Origin of the sequence: Polyangium sp. y55x31 (assembly GCF_029946505.1) — a bacterium.
In the GTDB taxonomy this organism is placed as follows: Bacteria; Myxococcota_A; Polyangia; order Polyangiales; family Polyangiaceae; genus Polyangium.
Genome location: NZ_JARZHG010000001.1, coordinates 424,739 through 445,638, shown reverse-complemented (window position 1 = coordinate 445,638; position 20,900 = coordinate 424,739). Strand labels below are relative to the sequence as shown.

Annotated in this window: 14 protein-coding genes; 7 read left to right on the top strand and 7 right to left on the bottom strand. The window is 69.9% G+C overall.

All coding sequences use genetic code 11. The annotated features are described in order from the left end of the window. Window positions 1-30 precede the first annotated feature (30 nt). Entirely contained in the window at window positions 31-747 is a 717-nt protein-coding gene (locus tag QHF84_RS01400; protein ID WP_281311306.1) for a hypothetical protein, read from the top strand. A 27-nt stretch (window positions 748-774) separates the two neighbouring features. Here the strand turns inward: QHF84_RS01400 and QHF84_RS01395 are convergent, their stop codons facing one another. Beyond that, window positions 775-2,412 (bottom strand): hypothetical protein, encoded by a 1,638-nt coding sequence (locus QHF84_RS01395; protein WP_281311305.1) that lies wholly within the window; start codon window positions 2,410-2,412, stop codon window positions 775-777. Window positions 2,413-2,475: 63 nt separating this feature from the next. Further along, complete coding sequence (locus QHF84_RS01390) at window positions 2,476-3,258, bottom strand: peptidoglycan-binding protein (RefSeq protein ID WP_281311304.1); 783 nt, start codon at window positions 3,256-3,258, stop codon at window positions 2,476-2,478. Between the two features lie 188 nt (window positions 3,259-3,446). Between QHF84_RS01390 and QHF84_RS01385 the strand changes: the two genes are divergently transcribed. After that, the gene (locus QHF84_RS01385; RefSeq protein WP_281311303.1) at window positions 3,447-4,022 is read left to right on the top strand and encodes a hypothetical protein; all 576 of its coding nucleotides are present in this window, start codon (window positions 3,447-3,449) and stop codon (window positions 4,020-4,022) included. 10 nt (window positions 4,023-4,032) lie between these two features. Here the strand turns inward: QHF84_RS01385 and QHF84_RS01380 are convergent, their stop codons facing one another. Then, window positions 4,033-4,512, bottom strand: coding sequence for a Mut7-C RNAse domain-containing protein (locus QHF84_RS01380; RefSeq protein ID WP_281311302.1), 480 nt, complete (start codon window positions 4,510-4,512; stop codon window positions 4,033-4,035). Window positions 4,513-4,718: 206 nt separating this feature from the next. Here QHF84_RS01380 and QHF84_RS01375 point away from each other — a divergent pair, with 206 nt between their 5' ends. The 4 genes from QHF84_RS01375 to QHF84_RS01360 all read left to right on the top strand — a co-directional run bounded on the left by QHF84_RS01375 (window position 4,719) and on the right by QHF84_RS01360 (window position 10,115). Then, on the top strand, window positions 4,719-6,764 hold the full coding sequence (locus tag QHF84_RS01375; protein WP_281311301.1) for a DUF4139 domain-containing protein: 2,046 nt from the start codon (window positions 4,719-4,721) through the stop codon (window positions 6,762-6,764). A 91-nt stretch (window positions 6,765-6,855) separates the two neighbouring features. Then, window positions 6,856-8,211, top strand: a complete 1,356-nt coding sequence (locus QHF84_RS01370) for a tellurite resistance TerB family protein (protein ID WP_281311300.1) — start codon at window positions 6,856-6,858, stop codon at window positions 8,209-8,211. Window positions 8,212-8,242: 31 nt separating this feature from the next. Further along, complete coding sequence (locus QHF84_RS01365) at window positions 8,243-8,671, top strand: archease (protein ID WP_281311299.1); 429 nt, start codon at window positions 8,243-8,245, stop codon at window positions 8,669-8,671. Then, window positions 8,637-10,115 (top strand): RtcB family protein, encoded by a 1,479-nt coding sequence (locus tag QHF84_RS01360; protein WP_281311298.1) that lies wholly within the window; start codon window positions 8,637-8,639, stop codon window positions 10,113-10,115. Before QHF84_RS01365 ends, QHF84_RS01360 begins: the two co-directional genes overlap by 35 nt. On the opposite strand, the gene QHF84_RS01355 is transcribed toward QHF84_RS01360, so the two are convergent. The 4 genes from QHF84_RS01355 to QHF84_RS01340 form a co-directional block, all read right to left on the bottom strand. Continuing rightward, window positions 10,116-10,742, bottom strand: a complete 627-nt coding sequence (locus QHF84_RS01355) for an ABC transporter ATP-binding protein (RefSeq protein WP_281311297.1) — start codon at window positions 10,740-10,742, stop codon at window positions 10,116-10,118. It abuts the gene before it with no gap. Next, entirely contained in the window at window positions 10,739-11,980 is a 1,242-nt protein-coding gene (locus QHF84_RS01350) for a hypothetical protein (protein WP_281311296.1), read from the bottom strand. The genes QHF84_RS01355 and QHF84_RS01350 overlap by 4 nt, the downstream gene beginning before the upstream one ends. A gap of 147 nt (window positions 11,981-12,127) precedes the next feature. Continuing rightward, window positions 12,128-15,247 (bottom strand): DUF4215 domain-containing protein, encoded by a 3,120-nt coding sequence (locus QHF84_RS01345; RefSeq protein WP_281311295.1) that lies wholly within the window; start codon window positions 15,245-15,247, stop codon window positions 12,128-12,130. Window positions 15,248-15,527: 280 nt separating this feature from the next. Beyond that, window positions 15,528-16,616, bottom strand: coding sequence for a phosphodiester glycosidase family protein (locus tag QHF84_RS01340; protein WP_281311294.1), 1,089 nt, complete (start codon window positions 16,614-16,616; stop codon window positions 15,528-15,530). Between the two features lie 273 nt (window positions 16,617-16,889). Between QHF84_RS01340 and QHF84_RS01335 the strand changes: the two genes are divergently transcribed. Then, window positions 16,890-20,897, top strand: coding sequence for a M36 family metallopeptidase (locus QHF84_RS01335; RefSeq protein WP_281311293.1), 4,008 nt, complete (start codon window positions 16,890-16,892; stop codon window positions 20,895-20,897). The last annotated feature ends 3 nt before the right edge of the window (window positions 20,898-20,900 follow it).

Sequence of the window (20,900 nt, the reverse complement as noted above, 5' to 3'; positions counted from 1 at the left end):
TCGTGGGATGGGCTCGCGCTCGGCGGCGCCGTGCTCGCGCGCCGCGCACCCGCGCAGAACAGGAATCAGGGGGGGATGCACATGATGAAATCTCGCAAAGTCACCACGATCCTTCGCTTCGGGATGGGCGCCGCGATTCTGGCTTCGGCTGCCCTCATGAGCGGATCGGCGAGCGCTGAATCGGCGATCTGTTCGGCGTCGGACGTGGCGGGGAGGCAGGGCGCGACGGTCACCGAATTGCAGCAAGCTCCGGGGGTCTGCCTCCGGGTCACGCATGGGATCCCGGTGGCTCCGGGGACTCCGGATTGCTGGCGCGCGGCGCGTAATCACGGCATGAACTGTCGGAAGATCATCACCCTGGACACCCCCGAGGCCGCGGCCTGTTCGGCGTCGTGGGAGAGTGGGAGGCAAAACGCGACGGTCTCTGAATCGACCCGCGACCCGGAGATGTGCATTCGCGTCAAGCTCGATACGCCGGCGCCTCCAGGGGTTCCGGATTGCTGGGCCGCGGCTCACAACCAGGGGTTACGCTGTACCAACATCGTCGACCTGGATTCCCCCGCGAGGGCGGAGCTCTGCTCGGCATCGGGGCGCCCGGGAAGGCAGATCTCTTTCATTTCGGTTTCGGATCGAGATCCGGGCGTGTGCGTCCGGACCAAGCTGGGGGAGCCGGCGCCTCTGGGAATGCCGGACTGCTGGAAGGTGAGGGACAAGCTCGGCTGCCGGGGGATCGTCGATCTGAACTGAGCCCCGGGCGCTCGCGCCCCCGCGGCCTCACTTGCCGTACATCTTGCCGAATTCGCTCGTGATCGTCGGCGCGGCCTGGTAGCCCGACGAGTTCTCCTCGCCATACGCGTCGTCGTTGTCGCCGTAATCGAAGGGCGGCAGCGCGTCCCATTGAGGCAGCGGGACGATGTAGCCGACCGCGTCGTTCGCGTTGTTCACCATCACCTTGATGGAGTCCTTCGGCAGGATGGCCTGGATCGGCGTCTCGGGGACCGCGTCCGGATAATCGGCGCCCTCGGGTTTTTCGATGTACGAGGTCCCGTCCGGCTTCTGGAGCCAGAGCTCGGTGTAAAGCTCGCCGGGCACCGTGGCGATCGCCACCGGGCCGATGTGAATGCCGTTCACCTCGGTCGCGATGACGACGTCGCCGTTCAACAAGAGGCCGACGCCGATGCCCGGGCGCTCCTCCTCCATCACGCGTTTTCCGTCGGACCAGTAGACCTCGCGCGGCATGAGCCCCGAGAGGACCGCAATCGCGAGCGAGGTGTTCGTCGCCGGCATGAGGAACGCCCGGCGGTGCACCTCGAGCGACGGCGCCTCGTCCTTCGTCGTATTCGCGCCTTCGAGCGCCGCGATCGCCGCCTCCGCCGCGCCCTTGCCGACGTACTCCGCGCGCTCCCACGTCCCCTGCTTGCACGTCTCCATCCCGCTGAAATCCGGGCAGCCGACGATCCCGATCGTCGTCGTCAGGCCGCCGAGCGGGCCATTGAAGAAGACCGTCGGCGCCCCCGGCCATTTCGCTTCCATCGTCTCGCGGAGGAAATGCGGGTAATCGGAGGTGACGAGGGTGTTGTCCGATCCGAGCGCCTCGGGATGATTGCCCCAGAACACCACGTTCGTGAGGACGGCGTCACTCTCGTCCCGGAACTGCAGCGTCGTGATGTTCTGATCGATCACGAAAGGCCTTCGCGTGTCGTTCACGAGCTCCGGCGCCTCTGCCTGCGCGGTCACGAGCTTGGCCTTCTTCTGGCCCGCCTTCGCCTCCTTCAGCGCGAGGACGGCTTGCTTGACGATGAGATCCATGTAGGCCGGATCGATGCCCGTGCTGCTCGGGCTGCGGCCCCACATGCCCATCGTGTCGCGCGCCTCGTGCACGTGCGTGGAGGCGACGAGGATGTGATCGAAATCGAGCCCCTCGGCCGCCGCGGCCCTGCGGATGTCGAGCACGTATTGCTGGAAATACCCGACGAGGTCGAGCGAGACCATGCCCACGGAGACGTCGCCTTGCTCGAGGACGACCGCGCGCGCCCAGACGTCGTCGTGCACGCCCGTCGCGGCGCGGCCATTGCTGAAGCCCGCGAGCCAGATGCCGTCCCACGTCCCATTGCCGTTCGCGTCTTCGTACGCCTCGCCCTCGTCCCACTGGCCATTCTGGTTCGTATCGGTCCAGGTCTCGATCGTGGGCGTGATCTTCTGCGCCGAGGCGCCGACGAGCAGGTCGCCCTCGGCCTTTTCGCACCCGACCGCGCCGGGGCACGAGAGGTTCGTCGCTTTGCCTTGATCGTCGGCGATCGGCGTGGGCGTGGGCGTGGCGGGCGGCTTCGATTCTTCGCCGCCGCAGCCGGCGAGCGTGGGGGTGAGGAGCGACGCGACGAGGAGGGCGAAGGACGAGAAACGCGGGCGCATGGAAGTTTGGTACAGCGAATCCGCCGCGCTTGGCAAGCGGCGCGTCCGCCCCGCGAACGAGCGTCAATCGTGGGGCAAATTGCTCGCCCAGCGGTGCAGGTGCTGGGTCGGATCCATGAGGTCCGCGCGGCGCTGGAAGGCCGCGCCGTCTGCCGTTTTCGCGCCGCCCGAGCGTTGCGTGAGGGGCCCGGAGAGGTTGCCCTTGTACATCTCGAGGTGGAGCATGTCGCTCGGCACCTTGATGCCCACGAGGTGCCCGACCTTGGCGATTCGGTCCCCCGCCTTGACCTTGTCGCCGGCCTTCACCGTCGTGAACCTCTGAATCTCGCCGTACCGGATGACGAACGATCCGTGGTGCACCTCGAGCGCGTACGTCTCGCAGTAGAACGGGTACGGGCCCTGGATGACCTCGCCGTCGGCGATGGCGTGGATCCACGTCCCGAGCGAGGCGTAAAGGTCGCAGCCCGCATGCGCGCGCGTGCCGCCGCTCCGGCGTGATCCGAACGATCGCGGCGAGCTCGTCCAGTTCACCGTGGGGAGCTTGCTGAACGGGAAGCACTCGCTGCCCGTGACGATGGGCGTGTCGCGCACGGAGGTGCCGACGGGCGTGGCCTTCTTCTGGAGCAGGGCCTCCCACGTCTTCGGTCCCACGATGCCGTCGTCGGGGACGAGCCCCTGGCGTCGTTGAAAGGTGCGCACGGCCCTCTCGGTGCCGGGGCCGAACTGCCCGTCGGGCTTCACGTCGAACCCCCAGCCCGCGAGCGCGCGCTGGAGGATCTTCACCTCGTCCCTGAGGTGCGGGGATTTGTCGGCGTAACCTGCCGAGAGCCGAAGCGTGGGGTGCATGAGCGCATTCTAAACGAAACCCCCGCCCGCACCGCAAGACGTCGAGATGCCTTCGCTCCGGCCCAGGTTGTGCCAGGCGCGGCGCCGAGGCCAGACGCAGCGCGGCGAGGGTGTATCGAGAATCGATTTTTCCGCTGGCACAGAGCGTGCTGGATGGGGTGGGCATGAAACGGATACACTCACTTGCAATGGTTCTTTCACTTGTGGCGACGACTGCGTTCCTCCAGGGCTGCGACAAGGGGCAAACGTGCGATGCCGCCTGCGGCGCGGGTGGCGAGGGTGGTGAGGGGGGTCAAGGCGGCGCCGGAGGGCAGGGCGGGCAGGGCGGCGCAGGTGGGCAGGGCGGCCAAGGCGGCGCCGGTGGTCAAGGCGGCGCCGGAGGGCAGGGCGGCGCGGGTGGCGGCAGCGCGCTTTGCGCGGATCGGACGGGCGGCGCGCTCGTGACGTTCGACGTCGTGGATCAGCCGTTCACGGTCTGGATCACGAACCAGGCCTTCATCGAGGAGGCGAAACAACTGAAGGAGATGGGCACGGCGCGCATCCCGAACTTCGAGGTCGTCATCGACGGGCAGGACTGCGATCCGAAGTGGACCTTCCACGTCGACCCCGAGAAGGTCGCGTTCGCGGACTTCACGATCGAGCTCTGCGACGGGACGCCCGAGTACGTCGAGGAGCACACGGCGGAGTGGATCGCGCAGGTCGGGCAATATTGCCCGTGGAGCGCGAAGGTCACGAACGTCGAGGTTCGCCCGGGCACGCCTTGATCGCGCCGCCTCAGCGCCTCCGCGCGGCCGCCTCCGCCTCGGCGAGCACACGCGCGATGCGCTCCCAGTGCGAGCCCCTCCAGAGCAGCTTGCCGCAGCCCTCGCAGCGGTAGAACGTCTCGATCCTGTCGAGCGTCTTCGGCGGCGCCTCGGCGCGCGCCTCGTCCTTCGTGAGCTCGAGGAGCGCGCCGCCGCAGGTCATGCACCGCGGCGGCAGGAGCGGGAGCGAGAACGCGCCGAGGACGAACCGGAGCTCCCCCGACAAACCCAGCGCGCGCGGCACGAAGAGCGAGCGGACGTGCCCTTCTCGGACGGGCGTGCGCTCGAAGATGCCTCCGTCGGAGCTCAAAAGGATGCGCCCGGTCTCGCCGGCCCGCGCGACGAGGACCGCGTCGTCGATGCCTTGCTCGAACGCGGCGTCGTAGCCCGCGGCGCGTAGCCACCGCGCGAGCCCTCCCAGCATCGCGTCGCAGAAGAATCGCGGCTCCACGAAGCTGGATTGTATGCAGGCATCGGCCGAGCGAAAGGCCATGGGGGACAGCACGGAAAACGGGGAGGCGGGCTCGGGCGCATTGACGTGCCCCGCAGCGCGCTCGACGAACATGGCAGCGCGCGAGCGGCATGCCGCCGAGCGCGGGCCTCCGGGGGGAGCTCGGTGAGACGGGCAGGGCCGAGAGGCGCGAAAGGGGAGGGCACATGAGAAAATCGAGGATCGGGGCCGCGTGGGCTCTCGGGCTCATCGCCACGTCGTTCGTCACGGGCTCCGCGTCGGCCGAGGAGCTCGCGCTCCGGCGCGTGATGCTGTCGACGGGCGGCGTCGGGTACTTCGAGCACGAAGCAAAAGTCTCCGGCGATGCCGAGCTCACGTTCGACGTGCGGCTCGATCAGGTGAGCGACGTGCTGAAGAGCCTGCTCGCGGTGGATCCGCAAGGGCGGCTCGGACAAGCGAGCCTGCCCGGGCGCGCGCCGCTCTCCGAGTTCTTCCGGGATCTGCCGTTCTCGCAGGAGGACCTGTCCTCCACGGTGTCGCTGCTGCGCGCGCTGCGCGGGCAGCTCGTGCGCGTGTCGGTGCACGGCGCGACCGTGGAGGGGCGAATCGTCTCGGTGACGGACGAGACGGTCTCGCTCGGCGAAGGGAAGGGGACGATCGTGCGGCACCGTTTGTCGTTGCTGACGCCGACGGGCATGCGGCAGATCGTGCTCGAAGAGGCGGATCAGATCGACATCGTGGACGCGCGGCTGCGCAGCCAGGTGGAGCAGGCGCTGGCCGCGCTCGCGGCGCACGCGGCGGCGGATCGGCGCACGATCACGATCGACGTGCACGGGCAAGGCGAGCGGACGGTGCGCGTGGGGTACGTGGTCGGCGCGCCGCTGTGGAAGGCGACGTATCGGCTCGTGTTGCCCGAGCGCGAGGGCGAGGCGCGGCTCGAAGGGTGGGCCTTGCTGGAGAACATGAGCGGGCAAGACTGGAACCACGTGGATCTGTCGGTGGCGTCGGGCAACCCCGTGACGTTGCGACAAGCGGTCTACGAAGCGTATTTCGTGAATCGCCCGGAGGTGCCGGTGGAGGTGCTCGGGCGAAGGCTGCCGCCGGTCGACGTGGGGGCCGTGCCGGAGGCCGAGATCTCCAGCGGCGCGCTCGGAGACGGGCGCGTGATGCATCGTGGCTTCATGGCCGCGCCGTCGGCCGCGGACGCCTTGAACTTCGAGGCGCAACCGGCCGAGGGGGCGGGGGCGCCCGAGGCGCCGCCGATCGCCGAGCCCACGGAGGGCGCGACGCAGGTCGTGTTCCACTTCCCGGAGCCGGTGGATCTGCCGCGCGGGCAATCGCTGCTCGTGCCGATCGTGAGCGAGTCGATCCCGATCGAGCGGGTCTCCTGGTACCGCTACGACGTCGACGCGCGCAACCCGCTCGCGTCGGTGCGGCTCATGAACGAGACCGAGACGGGTTTGCCGCCGGGCATCCTGTCGATTTACGAGAACGCGGCGGCGAACGAGCCGATCTCGTTCGTCGGAGACGCGCGGCTCGGGGCGCTGCCCGCGGGCGAGGATCGGCTCGTGAGTTACGCGGTGGACCTCGACGTGGGCGTGGATCGCGAGGAGAAGACCGCGCAGGTGGTGACGGGCGCGAAGATCGCGCGGGGCGTGCTGGAGGTGCGTCGCGTGGAGCGGCGCACGACGACGTACACGATCAAGGGCGCGGCGGACGAGGATCGCGTGCTCGTCGTGGAGCACCCGCGTATCCAGGGTTTTTCCCTGGCAGCGCCGACGGAGGGCGTGATCGGGACGACGGATACGCACGTGCGGATCCGGCGGGAGGTTCCAAAAGGACAAACCGTTCGCTTGGACGCGGTGCTCGAACGGCCGATCGAGCAGAGCATCGTGATCGGGTCGATCACGGCGCAGGAGCTCGGGGTGTTGCTCGCGTCGACGGAGATGTCGGCGGAGGTGCGGGCCGCGCTCGAGCACGTGGCGGAGCTGCAGAGGACGCTCGCATCGCGCGAGCAGGCGCTCGCGCTCCTGCGGACGGAGCGGCAGACGCTGGTGGCGGATCAGGAGCGGCTGCGGAAGAACCTGGCGTCGGCGCCGCAAGGGAGTGAGCTGCACACGCGGTACCTGACGGCGCTCGCGTCGACGGAGGATCGGATCGGCGAGACCGATCGGTCGATCGACGCGGCGGAGGCGGCGGTGCGTGTCGCGCGGGACGAGCTCGCGGACTACATCGCGAATCTGTCGATTTGAAGGCGCGCGGGAGGCGGCGGGTGGGCGGCGTGGAGGCTCGCCCACCCGCCGGTCTTGAAAGCAGCGCGCATCCTCGGCGAACATGCGGTCCATGTTCGATGCGCAGAGGATCCTGGGCGCGCTGGTCTCGGATGGAGTCGAAGGCGGGAGCTTCCGCGATTCGCGCCGTCGTCGGCGGGACCGCGATGACGACGAGTACGAGCGCCGCGACGACGATAGCGGGATCGGCGCAGGCACGTTGCTCGCGGGCGCGGCCGGGGTCGCAGCGGCGGGCGGGCTCGCGTACATGGCGTATCAGCACTTCAAGCAGCCGACGGCGCCGGGGATGCCGGGTGCGCCGGGGATGCAGGCCATGCCGGGTGCGCCGGGGATGCAGGCCATGCCGGGGGCGCCTACACCGCAACAGCAAGGGTTTTTCGGGCAATTGATGGGGTCGACGTCCGGGCCGATTCCGCCGGGGGCTTCGCAGGGAGGCGGCGGGACGAATTTCGGGGTGCCGGTCTACCACAACGATCCGTCGACGTGGGGGACGAGCGCGCCCGCGGCGCCTGCACAGGGACATGCGCCCTGGGGGAGCCCGCAGGGCGGACCGCCGCAGCCGCCGCAGCAATGGGGCGCTCCGCCAAACCCGGGGCCACAAGCGGGATGGGGCGGGCCTCCGCCGGGGCAACCCGTGCAGCCGCCGACGCAATGGGGCGCGCAGCAGAGCGCGCCGCAAACAGCACAATGGGGGGCGCCTCCGCCCGCGGCGCCGCCGGCGCCGGCGCAATGGAACGCGCAGCCGAGCACGACGCCGACGTCGCAATGGGGGGCGCCTCCGCCCGCGGCGCCGCCCGCGCCGACGCAGTGGAACGCGCAGCCGAGCACGACGCCGACGTCGCAATGGGGCGCTCCGCCGAATGCGGCGCCGCCGGCCCCCGCCGCGCCGCCTGCGCAATGGGGGGCTCCGCCGAATGCGGCTCCGCCTGCGCCGCCTGCGCAATGGGGGGCTCCGCCGAATGCGGTCGCCGCTGCGCCCGCTGTCGCTGCCGTTCCTGCCGCCGCGCCCGCGCCGGCTCCCGCGCCCGCGCCCGCTCCCGCGGCGGACGCCCAGGCCGACGCCCTGCTCCTCGTGCGAGCCATGATCACCGCCGCCTTCATCGACGGCCAGATCGACCCCGATGAGCGCGCGCGTATCCTCGATCGCCTCGCGCGCGCCGGCCTCGGCCCCGAGGATCGCGCCGCGCTCGCCCGCGAGCTCGAAGCCCCGCAGCCGCCCTTCGCGCTCGTCGGGCAGATCCGCTCTCCCCAGATCGCCGAGCAATTCTACGTGGTCTCCCTGCTCTCCGCGGGCACCGAATCCGAGGCCGAGCGCGCATACCTCAAAGGCCTGCCGTCCATGCTCGGCCTCCGCCCCGAGGACGTCGCACGCCTGCATGGTGGCCTCGGCATTCCACCCCTCCCGTGACGTCGTCCCGCCGGCGACGATATTCCCCTCCATGACGTCCGGCCCGGAAGGCCCGCGCCATTCCTTCGAGGACCACACGGCCGAGCTGCGGCTCGGCCTCTTCGCGCCCACCTTTCCCGAGCTCTTCGCCGAGGCCGGCCGCGCGCTCGCCGAGCTCGCCGTCGGGGAGGGGCCGCTGCCCGAGGCCTCCGGCGAGGCGGTCGCGATCTCGCTGCATTCGGTCGATCGCGAGGCGCTCCTCGTCGACTGGCTGAACGAGCTCGTCTTTCACACTGAGGTGGATGGCCGGGTCTACGTCGATTTCCATTTCGACGAGCTCGCCCCCGATCACCTCGTGGCCCGGATTCGCGGCGCGGTCGTCCCGGACCTCCGGCCCCTCGTCAAGGCGGCCACCCTGCACGACGTCCACATCACGGAGGATTCGCATGGCTACTCGGTCCACGTCGTCCTCGACATCTGAACCCCCGAAAGCGCCGCCTCCGCCGTTCGTCGAGGTCGCTCCCTGCGTCTACGAGATTCCGACGTCCTACCGCAGCGACATGCGGGTCCCGGCGCGTATCTTCGCGAGCCCGGAGATTTTGCCCGGCTTGCTCTCCGACCATTCCGTCGAGCAGCTCGTGAACGTGACCACGCTCCCCGGCATCGTGGGCGCCGCCTGCGGAATGCCCGACATGCACGAGGGATACGGTTTTCCCGTCGGCGGCGTGGCCGCGACGGCGCTGCCCGACGGCGTGATTTCCCCCGGCGGGATCGGATTCGACATCAACTGCGGCGTGCGGCTGCTCGTCTCGAACCTCGAACGCAAGGACATCGGCGATCGCTTGGAGGGCCTCGTGCACGAGCTCTCGCGCAGCGTGCCCTCGGGCGCCGGGCGCGGCGGGCGGTGGTCGTTTTCAGGCAAGAAGCTCGACAAGATCCTCGAAGGCGGCGCGGGGGCGCTCGTCCGGGATCACGAGGTCGGGACCGAGACCGACCTCGAGCACATCGAATCGGGCGGCGCGCTCGAAGGCGCCGACGCGTCCGCGGTCTCCGAGCGTGCGCGGCAGCGCGGCGCCGATCAGCTCGGTACGCTGGGCAGCGGGAACCATTTCCTCGAAGTGCAGGTCGTCGACGAGGTGTTCGACGAGGGTTTGGCCGGGCGGCTCGGGCTCTCCATCGGGCGGGTGACGGTGCTCGTGCATTCGGGATCCCGCGGGCTCGGGCATCAGGTGTGCACGGATCACGTGCGCCTGATGGACAGCGTGATGCAGCGGTATGGCATCCAGGTGCCGGACCGGCAGCTCGCCTGCGCGCCGCTCTCTTCGCCCGAGGGACAGCGATACTTCGCGGCCATGTGCGCCGCCGCCAATTTCGGGTTCGCGAACCGGCACCTCATCGCCCACATCATTCGGGAGGTGTTCGGGCGGATGTTCGGGGCGCGGGAGGGCTTTTTGCGGTTGATCTACGACGTGGGTCACAACACGGCGAAGATCGAGAAATACGAGGGGAAAAAGGTGTGCGTGCATCGCAAGGGCGCGACACGCGCCTTCGGGCCGGGAAGCCGCGACGTGCCGGCGGCCTATCGCGACATCGGACAGCCGGTGTTCATTCCGGGCAGCATGGGGACTTCGTCGTTCGTATGCATGGGGACCGAGCACGGGAGCGAGGCCTCGTTCGGGAGCACCTGCCACGGCGCCGGGAGGCAAATGAGCCGCGCCGCCGCGAAGAAAAAGGTGACGGGGCACGCGCTCCGCAAGGAGCTCGAAGCGCGCGGGATCGTCATTCGTTGCGCGTCGAACGCGGAGCTCGCCGAGGAGGCGCCCGCGGCGTACAAGGACGTCGATCGGGTCGTCGACGTCGTGGCCTCGGCGGGGATCGCGAAAAAGGTCGCGCGATTGCGGCCGATCGGCGTCGTGAAAGGGTAATCAGGCCTGGAGCTTGCCGGCCAGGAGCCGGATTCGCGTCGCGCCGATCGCCTGGGCGAACGCGGGATCGTGCGTCGCGACGAGGATCGTCGTGCCCGCCGCGCGACGTTCTTCGAGGAGCGCGCCAAGCTCGCGGACGCCGGCCGCGTCGAGCCCGTTCGTGGGCTCGTCGAGCAGGAGCAAACGTACGTCGCCGAGGATCGCCGCGCACAGGCAGCTCCGGCGTCGCTGGCCGAGGGAAAGGCCGCCGAAGGGGCGATCCCAGTACGCGCGGAGGTCGAGCCGTTCGAGGAGCGCCTCGTCCGGGAGCGGGACACGTTTCAGCGCGGCGACGAGCGCGGCGAGCTCGCGCGGCGAGAGGTGGGCCGGCGCATCCGCGGCCTCGGGCACGTAACCCACGTGCGCGCGCGCGGCGGCGCGTGGGCCGAGGATCGAGGCGCCGTCGAGGGTCGCGTGGCCCCCATCCGCGTCGAGCACGCCCGCGAGGATGCGCAGGAGCGTAGACTTGCCCGCGCCGTTGTCGCCGAAGAGCGCCACGACCTCGCCCCGCGCAGCCGAGAAGCTCACCCCGTCGAGCACGCGCCGCCCGCCGAGCCACTTGTTCAAGTCCACGATCGAGAGCGTCACGCCGCACCTCGGAGCCTGCGTAGCACTTCGGCGCGACGCGCGGCCGAACCGACCCGCACGATTCCGACGGTGAGCATCACGGCGAGCGAGAGCTCCCCCGCGAACGAGGCCGCCGTCGCGCCGAACGCAGCCCAGACGAGCGCCTCGAGCATGCCGCGATCACCGCGCCGTGGAGAGGCCTCGGCCTCGCGCGCGCCGCCGACGAGGGTCGCGCCCGTGGCGAGGCCGGAGGCGACCGAGAGCACGACGAGCCGCGCCGCGAGCACGAGCGGCGCATGCAGGCCGAGGGCCGCGACGGTCGCGAGCACGAGCCCGCTCGTTGCCCCGAGGACGCCGCCCGCGATGGCCGCGGCGAGCGCGCGTGTTGCCGGCGCCGTCCCGGTCGCGTCGCAGAGCCAGGCGGTAGCGCGCTCCGCCCGCACGACGGCCGCCGCGGCCCCCGAGAGGCCCGGCGAGAGCGCGACGGCGGCGAGGCCGAGGGCGAGCGCGCCGATGGACGCATCCGCCGTGAGATCGTGCCCCCGCGCCGCGAGCGGCAGCACGAGCCCGGCGAGCGCTGCGAGGGCGAGCGCGCGTGAGGCGACCGCTGGTTCGTTGCGAAGGACGCCGAGCAGGAACGTCGAGGCGAGCGCGCCGAGCGGGGTTCGACCCGAGAAGCCCCGGTTCACCCCGGCCGAAACCTCGGGCGCGCGGCGGAAGGCAGCCGGGACGGCCAGGCACGCCGCGACGAGCCCCGCCCCGAACGCGAGCGGCGGGACCCGAGCGAAGACGGCGAGGCCCACCCCGGCCGCCGCGAACGCCTCCCGCGCGCCCCAGGGCCGCGTGGCGCCGAGCGCGTGCCCTGCGAGGGCCGCGAGCCCGGCCGTGGTGGCGGACAGGAGGCCCTCGCCGCGCCCGAACAGGAGCATCCACGGCGCCTCGACGACGAGCGCGCACGTGGCGCCCGCGAGGTGAAACACGAGGCGCGGGGAGGGCAACCAGCGAAGATACGTCCCAGACGGAGGAACGAGCGCGGCGCGCGCGGCGGGCAAGCCGAGCACGAGCCACCCGGCCCAGAGGACGGTCATGATCGTGGGGGAGGCGCGCATCACGACGAGCGCCTCGGGCGGGCTCATTCCGTTGGGGCCGAAAAGAACCGTGGCGACGAGGAAGATGCCGAAGAGCAGCGGGGCCGCGAGGGGATAAGCGGCGCGGATCGAGAGGACGACGAGGATCTTCGCGAGAGCGAGGTGTCGCATCGCACGCCCCTTCCGTGTGCGCGCTGCGGCAGGATACCGGGGAGCTCCGGGCTGGAGAAGCGCGGAGATCCCACGATACGCGAGGTCAGGGGATGTCGAGGGGGAGGCCGGCCGCGGGGAGAGCGCGGCCGGCCCGATGCGGAAGGGTCAGGGCGTGGCGCAGAGGATCAGCGCCCACTTGTCGAGCGTACCCGTGATCGCGCTCCCGTCGTCGAGGACGTGCAACTGCCAGTTGCCCTGGGGCGACGTGCCATTGAGCGACGCCAGCGACGTCTCCGGCTGGTAGCAGCCCGAGTAGGGCGGGGCCGCCGCGGACGCGGTGATGGCCGTGCTGCAGGTCGTGTCGAGGATCGTGTTCGTGTAGTTGTCGCCCGAGCTGCCGTTGTCCGTCGTCATGTCGAGCTCCGCGCCGGCGGGCGGCTTCAGGAACACGTCGACGTCGCCGTCCCAGCCGTGGGTGATGTTCAGGAGCAGCGCCACACGCTGGATGGTGCCCACGTTGCCCACCGCGAGGGTGCTCGTGATGCCCGTCGTGTTGAAGTCCGGGATGCTGATCGCCGCGTGCGTCGACCTGTAGATGTGGAGCTTCTGCCCGGCGGCACAAGCGGGGAAGTAGGCCGGCAGCACGCAGTCGGGGTCGGCGGCGTCGGTGAGGCCGTTACCGTTGTTGTCGACGCCGTCGTTGCAGATCGTCTCGAAGGGGACGCACACGCTCGGGTTGCCGGAGCACTTGAAGCCGGCCTCCACGGTGCAGGTCGCCGAGCAGCCGTCACCGGCCGTCTTGTTGTGGTCGTCGCAGACGTCGGTGCCGTCGATGATGCCGTTGCCGCATCCGATGAGGGCGCAGTAGCTCGGGCTGCCGAGGCAGCTATACCCCGACTCGATCGTGCAGGTCGCCGAGCAGCCGTCGCCGGCCGTCTTGTTGCCGTCGTCGCACACGTCGGCGCCGTTGATCACGCCGTCACCGCAGCTCGTGACGCAGACGCTGGGCGCGCCCGTGCACTGGTAGCCCTGCTCGACGACGCAGGTCGCCGAGCAGCCGTCGCCGGCCGCCTTGTTCCCGTCGTCGCACGTCTCGCTGCCCGAGACCACGCCGTCGCCGCAGAGCGCCATGAACTGCACCTGGAGCTGGTAGGCAGCGATGGCCGCGTTGTTGCCGTACTCCTCGAAGCGCACGTAGTACGTGCCCGGGGCGAGCTTGCGCGCCGCCGTGTCGACCGCCGGATCGATCAGCGAGCAGTTGTTGATGCCGTCGTCGTCGTCCTCGATGACGACCGTCGTGCAGTCCGGTGCGTGGAGCCAGATCTTGGTGTCGTTCCCCGTCGCGCAGGAGCCGACCGACGTGACGAAGCTCTCGATCTTCACGTCCGCGACCGCGGGCACGGTGAACGAGTAGTAGTCGATGTCGCCGACGGGCGTGATCTTGCCCGTGACCACGAAGGGCGGCTTGAGCGGGCCGCTCGCCGTCGCGCACGCGGGGTTCGGCTCGGACTCGACGAGGACGCAGGTGCTCGGCGCGCCGAAGCACGCGAAGAAGGGCTCGGCCTGGCAGGTGGCATTGCAGCCGTCGCCGGGCGTCTTGTTGCCGTCGTCGCAGCCCTCGGCCGCGAGGTTCACGAAGCCGTCGCCGCACGTCGCCGCCACGCAGCCGGGCAGGCAGGCGTCGTCGTCGTTCATGTTGCCGTCGTCGCACGGCTCGCTGCCGGCCGGGATGCCGTCGCCGCAGACCGTTTTGCACACGCTCGGCAAGCCGGTGCACACGTAGCCGAGCTCGGCCTTGCAGGTCGCGGAGCAGCCGTCGCCGGCGTCCGTGTCGGCGTCGTCGCAGGTCTCGGGGCCCGTGATGATGCCGTCGCCGCAGATCGTGTTGCAGACGTTCGGCGTGCCGGCGCAAAGCCAGCCCACCTCGAGGGCGCATGCGGCGTCGCAGCCGTCGCCGGCCACCGCGTTGCCGTCGTCGCAGGTCTCGGGGCCCGTGATGATGCCGTCGCCGCAGAGCGAGAGCACGCAGACCTTGCCCGCGCAGATGTTGCTCGTGCAGTCGCCGTTCACGAGGCAGCTCTTGCCGAGCTCGCAGGTCGTGCAGGTGCCGCCGCCGCAATCCGCGTCCGTCTCGGCGCCATTCTTCACGGTATCGGTGCACGTCGCCGCCTGGCAGACGTTGCCCGTGCAGACGCTGCTCTGGCAGTCGGTCGGCCCATTGCAGACGAGCCCGTCGCCGCAGGGGGCGCAGTCCGTGCCGCCGCAGTCGACGCTGGTCTCGTTCCCGTTCTGGACCGTGTCCATGCACGAAGCCTTTTGGCAAAGGCCGTTCGGGCAGATCTTGCTCACGCAATCCGAGTCCACCGAGCAGACGAGGCCGTCGCCGCAGGGCGAGCAGTTCGGGCCGCCGCAGTCGACGTCCGTCTCGTTGTGGTTCTCGACCTCGTCGGTGCAGGTCGGCAAGCAAACCGAGCCCGAGCAAGATTCGCCCGCGCAGTCGCTGTCCTGCGTGCAGCCGAGACCGGGGCCGCAGGGGCTGCAGGTGCCGCCGCCGCAATCGACGTCCGTCTCGTCGCCATTCTCGACGGTATCCATGCAGGCGGGCGCCTGGCAGACGCCGGCGTCACACACGCCGCTCTGGCAATCGGACGACACCTTGCAGACGAGGCCGTCGGCGCAGGGGGCGCAGAGATCGCCGCCGCAATCGACGTCCGTCTCGGAGCCGTTCTTCACGGTGTCGGCGCACTCGGCGGGCACGCAGACGTTGTCCGTGCAGATATTGTCTTCGCAGTCCGAAGGCGCGAGGCACTCCACGCAGGTGCCCGCGCCGTCGCAGAGCTTGCCTTCGTTCATCGTGCAGGCGTCGCCGGCCGCGAGCGGTTTATTCTCCGGCTGCCCCGCATTGCAGACGTCCTGGGTGCAATCGTTCTGGTCGTCGAGGATGTCGGTGTCGTCGTTCTCGAGCGTGAGCTTGCCCTGGCCGTCGCAGATCTCGCGGGCGCAGTCGCCGGGCATCTGCGTATCGCTCGCGGTGCCCTTGGGGGCGAACGTCTCGCCGCAGACGCCCTCCGTGCAGGTGCGCGTCCGGCAGACCGTGTCGGCGCCGGGACAATCCTCGGGCGTCCTGCACGCGCCCGCGCCGCCGGTCCCGCCTTCACCACCGGCGCCGCCGGCGTTGCCCGGGGGATCCGTGCCCTCGCAACCCGCGCCCGCACTCACGGCTACGAGGAGCGCGAGGGTCGCCGCGGCGAACTTTGTGATTCCGAACCTTCTCCATCGACTCATGGGCGACATGCCCTTTCTCCCCGTCGGCGCCATGCCGGCGCGAGGGACCTCAGCGGCCCGCCGGCCCAGGGGACGCCGGCCTCTCCGGTGTTTGCCAACGAGAGACCTCACCACATGCGAAAAAACGGGTCAAGGGGGAGATCGGCCCGGAAGCACCCTCCGCAAGCCGTTTTCGGGGCTATGGAGGACGCTCCTTCCACCGCATGCTCCCGCTTGCCGTGAACTCTGCGGTCTGCCCTACCCAACCCCTTGGGCAAGGCGGGGCACGCAAGGCGCCGGGTCAACGCGGCGCGGGGGCGCCGGATTGTTTCTGCTTCAGGTAGAAAAAGTCCCGAGGTGCAGGCTTCGATACATATCCGCTCTTCGAGTATTCGACCTTTTCGATCAGCGTCGATACGACCGCGGGCGGGGTGGAATGGTCGTACAGGAGGAACCGCGTATAGGACCAGTTGATGTCGAGCTCCGCGGCGGACGCGGCGCCGGCCGATTTCATCGCGGCGGCGAGATCACGCGCCCATACCCACTCGCCGATCGCGAAGAGCAGCGTCGTTCCGTCCTCGTGCAATCCGATCGCCGTGCGGCGAATCTCGCGATCGCCGCCCTCGGCCGCGCCCCAGAGCCGCGCCGTATCCTCGGCCGGAAGGCGCGGGTGGAGCGCGCCGCCCTCGATCAGGCAAGGCGGCGTCTGCCGGTAGGACCGGAGCGCGGAGGTGACGGGCGCGAGCGCTGGAAAACTCGCGATACGCACCGAGCCGTCCCCGAGCAGCGCCACCGTGCAACCGTCCTCCCGCGGCGGGAGGAAGACGTCGCCGTCGACCATCATCCCCCACTTGCCGTGCTTCGCCATGAACCCGCCATTGAACACCGCAATCAGTGAGGGCAGATCCGCCGCGGGGACGAGGCCGGGGCGTCGATCCGTTGACACCACGGTCGACGTGGGCTCCTCCGTGCCCGCGACGAGGCGCAGGTCGACCTTCCGCAGATCGATCGCCACGACGACGACGTACGGGTGGGGTTTGATCGGGTGCGGGTGGACCGTGGTGCGCGCGATCGCGCCGGTGCCGCGCGCGGCGCCCTCCTCGAGGAGCGTGAAGACGCCGTCGCCGGGTTTGGCGGTGCGGGCGTGAGGCGCTGGGAACGTGGGCGGCGGAAAAGGAGGACCCGAATTCGTGGGAGCAGGAACCTTTGGTGCAGCAGCGGTCCCCGGAGGGCTCGGTTCCGCGGGCTTCGGCGGCGGCGTCACGACGGGCGGCGCCGCGGGGATCGCGGTGATCCGCGGCGGCGGCGCCGAATGGTCGAGGGCAGGGGGCGTCCCGCCGCACCCGGAGGCGAGGATCGAAAGGAACCACGGGAAGAACCGACGGACCATGCGGGGCCGCCATTAGCACAAGTCGCGCGCCGAGCACCTCGGATTGCGAAAGAACAGCAGCGCCGCGGGAAATTCCAAGCCGTGGTCGACGGAATCTTGCATCATCGTCCGAATACGTGCGCAAGCGCGCGCCGGTGCGCGGGGAGACCATAACATTCTGCGCAATTCTGCTTCCCTCTCGCACGATAAGCGAGTAGGCCTCCGTCTTGGCCCGTCTCCCGCCCGCTTCGCTATTGGAGGGGGCGGGCGTATCTCCGTTGGTGGAGGATTTCGATGAAGCGCTCCGTTCGTTGTCTCACCATGCTCACGGCGCTGGTCGGCGCTTCCTTCGCTCATGCGAAGGATCTGCCGAACTTCGATGCTTATTATCGCGCGCAGCCGACTCCCGCCGGGGGCGCGCGCGTCTTGCGGTCCCCCATCGGCGGACACGTCACGTCGGTGCATCCGCACACCGGCGCCCCCACTTTTTTCTGGGCCTCGCGGGATCAGAGCGGCACGAAGGCGCTCGTGGCGTCCACGAAACCCGACGTCGCCGCGCGCAAGGCGCTCGTCTCGGCGGCCGAGATGCTGAAGCTGCCCGAGGCCGCCATCCAGGCCACGGTCGTGCGTGAAATTCACGATCGCGGCGCGGGCGGCGTCGTCGTGCGCCTCGGCCAGGAGATCGACGGCATCGAGGTCTTCCGCGGCGGCGCGAGCGTCATGCTCGATCGCGGCCATCGCCTCGTGGCGGCGTCGAACAACCTCCACCCGTCCGGGTTTGCCGGGAACAAGCGGGTCCCGCGCACGTTCGTCGTGACGCCCCAGGGCGCCCTCGCCAGCGCGTTCCGTGATTTCCACGGGACCGATCTCCCCGCGGCGAACCTCCTGCCGCGCGGCGAAAAAGGCCGTTACCAGACCTTCGATCTCCTGCCCACGCAGGATCACGAGTTTGCCGGCCCCGCGCGCGTGAAGAAGGTGTTTTTCCCGTTGCCGGATCGCCTCGTTCCCGCTTACTACCTCGAAATTCGCCCGCGCGAGGTCGGCGAGAAGGACGCGGGGCTCTACGCTTACGTGATCGCGGCCGACGACGGGCGCGTCCTCTATCGGCAGAACCTATCGCACGACGCCGTCTTCAATTACAGGGTCTGGGCCGAGCCGGACGGCGACAAACGCCCCCTCGACGGCCCGCAGGCCGATTTCACCCCGCACCCGACGGGCCAGCCCGACGGCTCGACGCCCCCGTTCATCGCGCCGGTTTTGGTCTCGATGGACGGCTTCAACAAGAACCCCGAGGGTACGTTCGATCCGTGGCTGCCCTCGGGCGCGACCTCGACCTCCGGCAACAACGTCGACGCGTACGCCGACCACTACCAGCCGGACGGCTTCGGCAATGGCGACACGCGTCCGAGCGTCACGGCGCCGGCCACGTTCGATCGGACCTACGACGTGAACGCCGCGCCGACGTCGAGCCCGAACCAGATCATGGCCGCCGCCACGCAGCTCTTCTACGTGACGAACTGGCTGCACGATTACTGGTACGACTCGGGCTTCGACGAGGCCGCGGGCAACGCGCAGAAGAGCAACTACGGCCGCGGCGGCGAGGAGGGCGACGCGCTCCGGGCCGAGGCCCAGGACGACGCGTTCAACAACCAGAGCCGCAACAACGCGAACATGCAGACGCCTGCGGACGGCGAGTCGCCGATCATGCAGATGTACCTCTGGTCGGGCGCGAGCGCGCGTAGCCTCACGACGAACCCCGGCGGCAAGAACTACGGCACCGACGTGGCCGAGTTCGGGCTGCAGGTCTTCAACACGACCGGCTCGCTCTCGCTCGTCGACGACCAGTCCACGACCACGACGAACGAGACGCCGGGCACCTTCGGCGACGGCTGCCAGTCCATCAAGAACAACGTGGCCGGCAAGATCGTCGTCATCGATCGCGGCGCCTGCACGTTCAAGCAGAAGGCCGTGAACGCGCAGGCCGCGGGCGCGATCGGCATGATCCTCGCGAACCACCTGAACGAGCCCGCCCCGCCGTACATGCCGAACGGGCAGCCGAACCAGGCCGTGAACATCCCCGTCCTGTCGGTCACGCTCGACTCGGGCAACGCCATCAAGCAGGCCATGATGGGCGGCGACGTGACGGCCACGATGGTCCGCTCGGCCGAAGGCGTCGAGCGTGACGGCACGATCGACAACCACATCGTCGCGCACGAGTGGGGCCACTACCTGCACAACCGGCTCGCGTACTGCGGCGCCAACATGTGCGCCGGCATGGGCGAGGGCTGGGGCGACACGGTCGCGCTCCACATGACCCTGCGCGAGGGCGACGATCTCGACGGCGTCTTCGCCATGAGCGTCTACGCCACGGCGTCGCTCGGCGACAGCGGCTACTACGGCATCCGGCGTGTCCCGTACACGACCGACATGACGAAGAACGGCCTGACCTACCGGCACATCGCCGACGGCGAGGCGCTGCCCGATCACCCGATGGTCGTGATCCCCGCGCCGAACTCCGAGTCGCACAACGCCGGCGAGGTGTGGGCGACGATGATGTTCGAGTCGACGGTCGCGCTCCTCAAGCGCAGCCAGCAGCCGGGCGCGCCCTACGACTTCGAAGGGGCTCGCCGCCGCATGGCCGACTACATCGTCACATCGCTCAAGATGGTCCCGCCGGACGCGACGTACCTCGAGCAGCGCGACGCGATCCTCGCGGCCGCGGCCGCGGTCGACGTGGAGGACATGAAGATCCTCGCCCAGGCCTTCGCCAAGCGCGGCGCGGGCTCGTGCGCGGTCTCGCCGCCGCGCGACTCGAACGACAACGTCGGCGTGGTCGAGAGCTTCGAGGTCAAAGCACTCGTCTCCGACCTCACGGGCGGGCTCGACGATGCCATCCAGTCCTGCGACTCCGACGGGCGCCTCGACGCCCAGGAGGCCGGCCGCGTGACGATCGAGCTCAAGAACACGGGCGTCGCGCCCATGACCGACGCGGTCGCGAGCGTGTCGGCGCAGCAGGCGGGCATCTCGTTCCCGAACGGCACGCAGGTGCAGTTCGGCACGGTCCCGCCCTTCGGGACGGCCAAGGCCACGATCGACGTCGCGCTCGACGGCTCGGTCGCGGGCATCAGCTCGGTCAAGCTCGACATCGCGGTGACGAGCGCCCAGACCTGCGAGCCCAAGTCGACGCTCGTCGAGGTGCCGTACCTCAACTACGACAACGTGCCGGACTCGGCGACGATCGAGAGCGCCGAGAGCGACCTCGAGACGTGGACGAAGTCGGGTGACAACGCGGATCGCGTCTGGAGCCGCATCCAGAACGGCCCGCCGAACCACGTCTTCCACGGCGTGGATCTCGGCTCGCTCAGCGACACCTCGTTCGAGTCGCCGATGATCGTCGCCGGCCCCGGCCCGGTCACGATCACCCTCAAGCACCGCCACCAGTTCGAGGTGGGTCCGCCGCCGCAGGGGGGTGGCACCGTCAACTACGACGGCGCCGTCATCGAGATCTCGACGGACGGCGGGGCGAGCTGGCAGGACGCGAGCCAGTTCGCGATGGTGCCCTACACCGGCACGATCACGAACATCTCGGACAACCCGCTCGGCAACCGGCAAGGGTTCACGAACCAGAACGCGGCGTGGCCGGGCTTCAACACGATGACGTTGAACTTCGGCAACTCCCTCTCCGGCAAGTCGTTCAAGCTGCGCTTCCGGATCGGCACCGATCCGGCGGCCGGCGCGTACGGCTGGGAGATCGACGACATCGACGTGCAGGGCGCGGTGAACAAGCCGTTCGCGTCGATCGTGGAGGACAGCACGAACTGCGTGGGCCTGCCCGTGGCGAACGCCGGCGCGGATCTCGTGGTGTCGAGCGGTGATCAGGTCACGCTCGATGGTTCGAAGAGCATCGATCCGGACGGCGACGCGCTCACGTACAAGTGGACGCAGACGACCGGGCCCGAGGTCGCGCTCATGCCGGCCGACGGGCCGAAGCCGACGTTCATCGCCCCGGACGTTCAGGCCGAGACGGTCCTCACGTTCCAGCTCACCGTCTCCGACGGCAAGGGCCTCGCGAGCGACCTCGTGAAGGTCGCCGTTCGGCCGGGCATGAGCAGCGGCGACGGCGGCGCGGGCGTCGGCGGCAACACGAGCGGCTCCGGCGGCGGCCCGATCATCGTCGACGAGGGCGGCTGCGGCTGCGCCGTCGTCGGTGACGAGCAGAAGAGCCCGGTCGTGCCGGCGGCGGCGACGCTCGGCCTGCTCGGCGCGGTGTTCGCGCGGCTGCGTCGTCGGAACCGCAAGTAACCC

What these genes read in the sequence shown, in the direction of transcription:
- QHF84_RS01395 (WP_281311305.1), bottom strand. Translation starts at nt 2,412, where the DNA reads ATGCGCCCGCGTTTCTCGTCCTTCGCCCTCCTCGTCGCGTCGCTCCTC.
- QHF84_RS01390 (WP_281311304.1), bottom strand. Translation starts at nt 3,258, where the DNA reads ATGCACCCCACGCTTCGGCTCTCGGCAGGTTACGCCGACAAATCCCCG.
- QHF84_RS01385 (WP_281311303.1), top strand. Translation starts at nt 3,447, where the DNA reads ATGGTTCTTTCACTTGTGGCGACGACTGCGTTCCTCCAGGGCTGCGAC.
- QHF84_RS01375 (WP_281311301.1), top strand. Translation starts at nt 4,719, where the DNA reads ATGAGAAAATCGAGGATCGGGGCCGCGTGGGCTCTCGGGCTCATCGCC.
- QHF84_RS01370 (WP_281311300.1), top strand. Translation starts at nt 6,856, where the DNA reads ATGTTCGATGCGCAGAGGATCCTGGGCGCGCTGGTCTCGGATGGAGTC.
- QHF84_RS01365 (WP_281311299.1), top strand. Translation starts at nt 8,243, where the DNA reads ATGACGTCCGGCCCGGAAGGCCCGCGCCATTCCTTCGAGGACCACACG.
- QHF84_RS01360 (WP_281311298.1), top strand. Translation starts at nt 8,637, where the DNA reads ATGGCTACTCGGTCCACGTCGTCCTCGACATCTGAACCCCCGAAAGCG.
- QHF84_RS01350 (WP_281311296.1), bottom strand. Translation starts at nt 11,980, where the DNA reads ATGCGACACCTCGCTCTCGCGAAGATCCTCGTCGTCCTCTCGATCCGC.
- QHF84_RS01345 (WP_281311295.1), bottom strand. Translation starts at nt 15,247, where the DNA reads ATGAGTCGATGGAGAAGGTTCGGAATCACAAAGTTCGCCGCGGCGACC.
- QHF84_RS01340 (WP_281311294.1), bottom strand. Translation starts at nt 16,616, where the DNA reads ATGGTCCGTCGGTTCTTCCCGTGGTTCCTTTCGATCCTCGCCTCCGGG.
- QHF84_RS01335 (WP_281311293.1), top strand. Translation starts at nt 16,890, where the DNA reads ATGAAGCGCTCCGTTCGTTGTCTCACCATGCTCACGGCGCTGGTCGGC.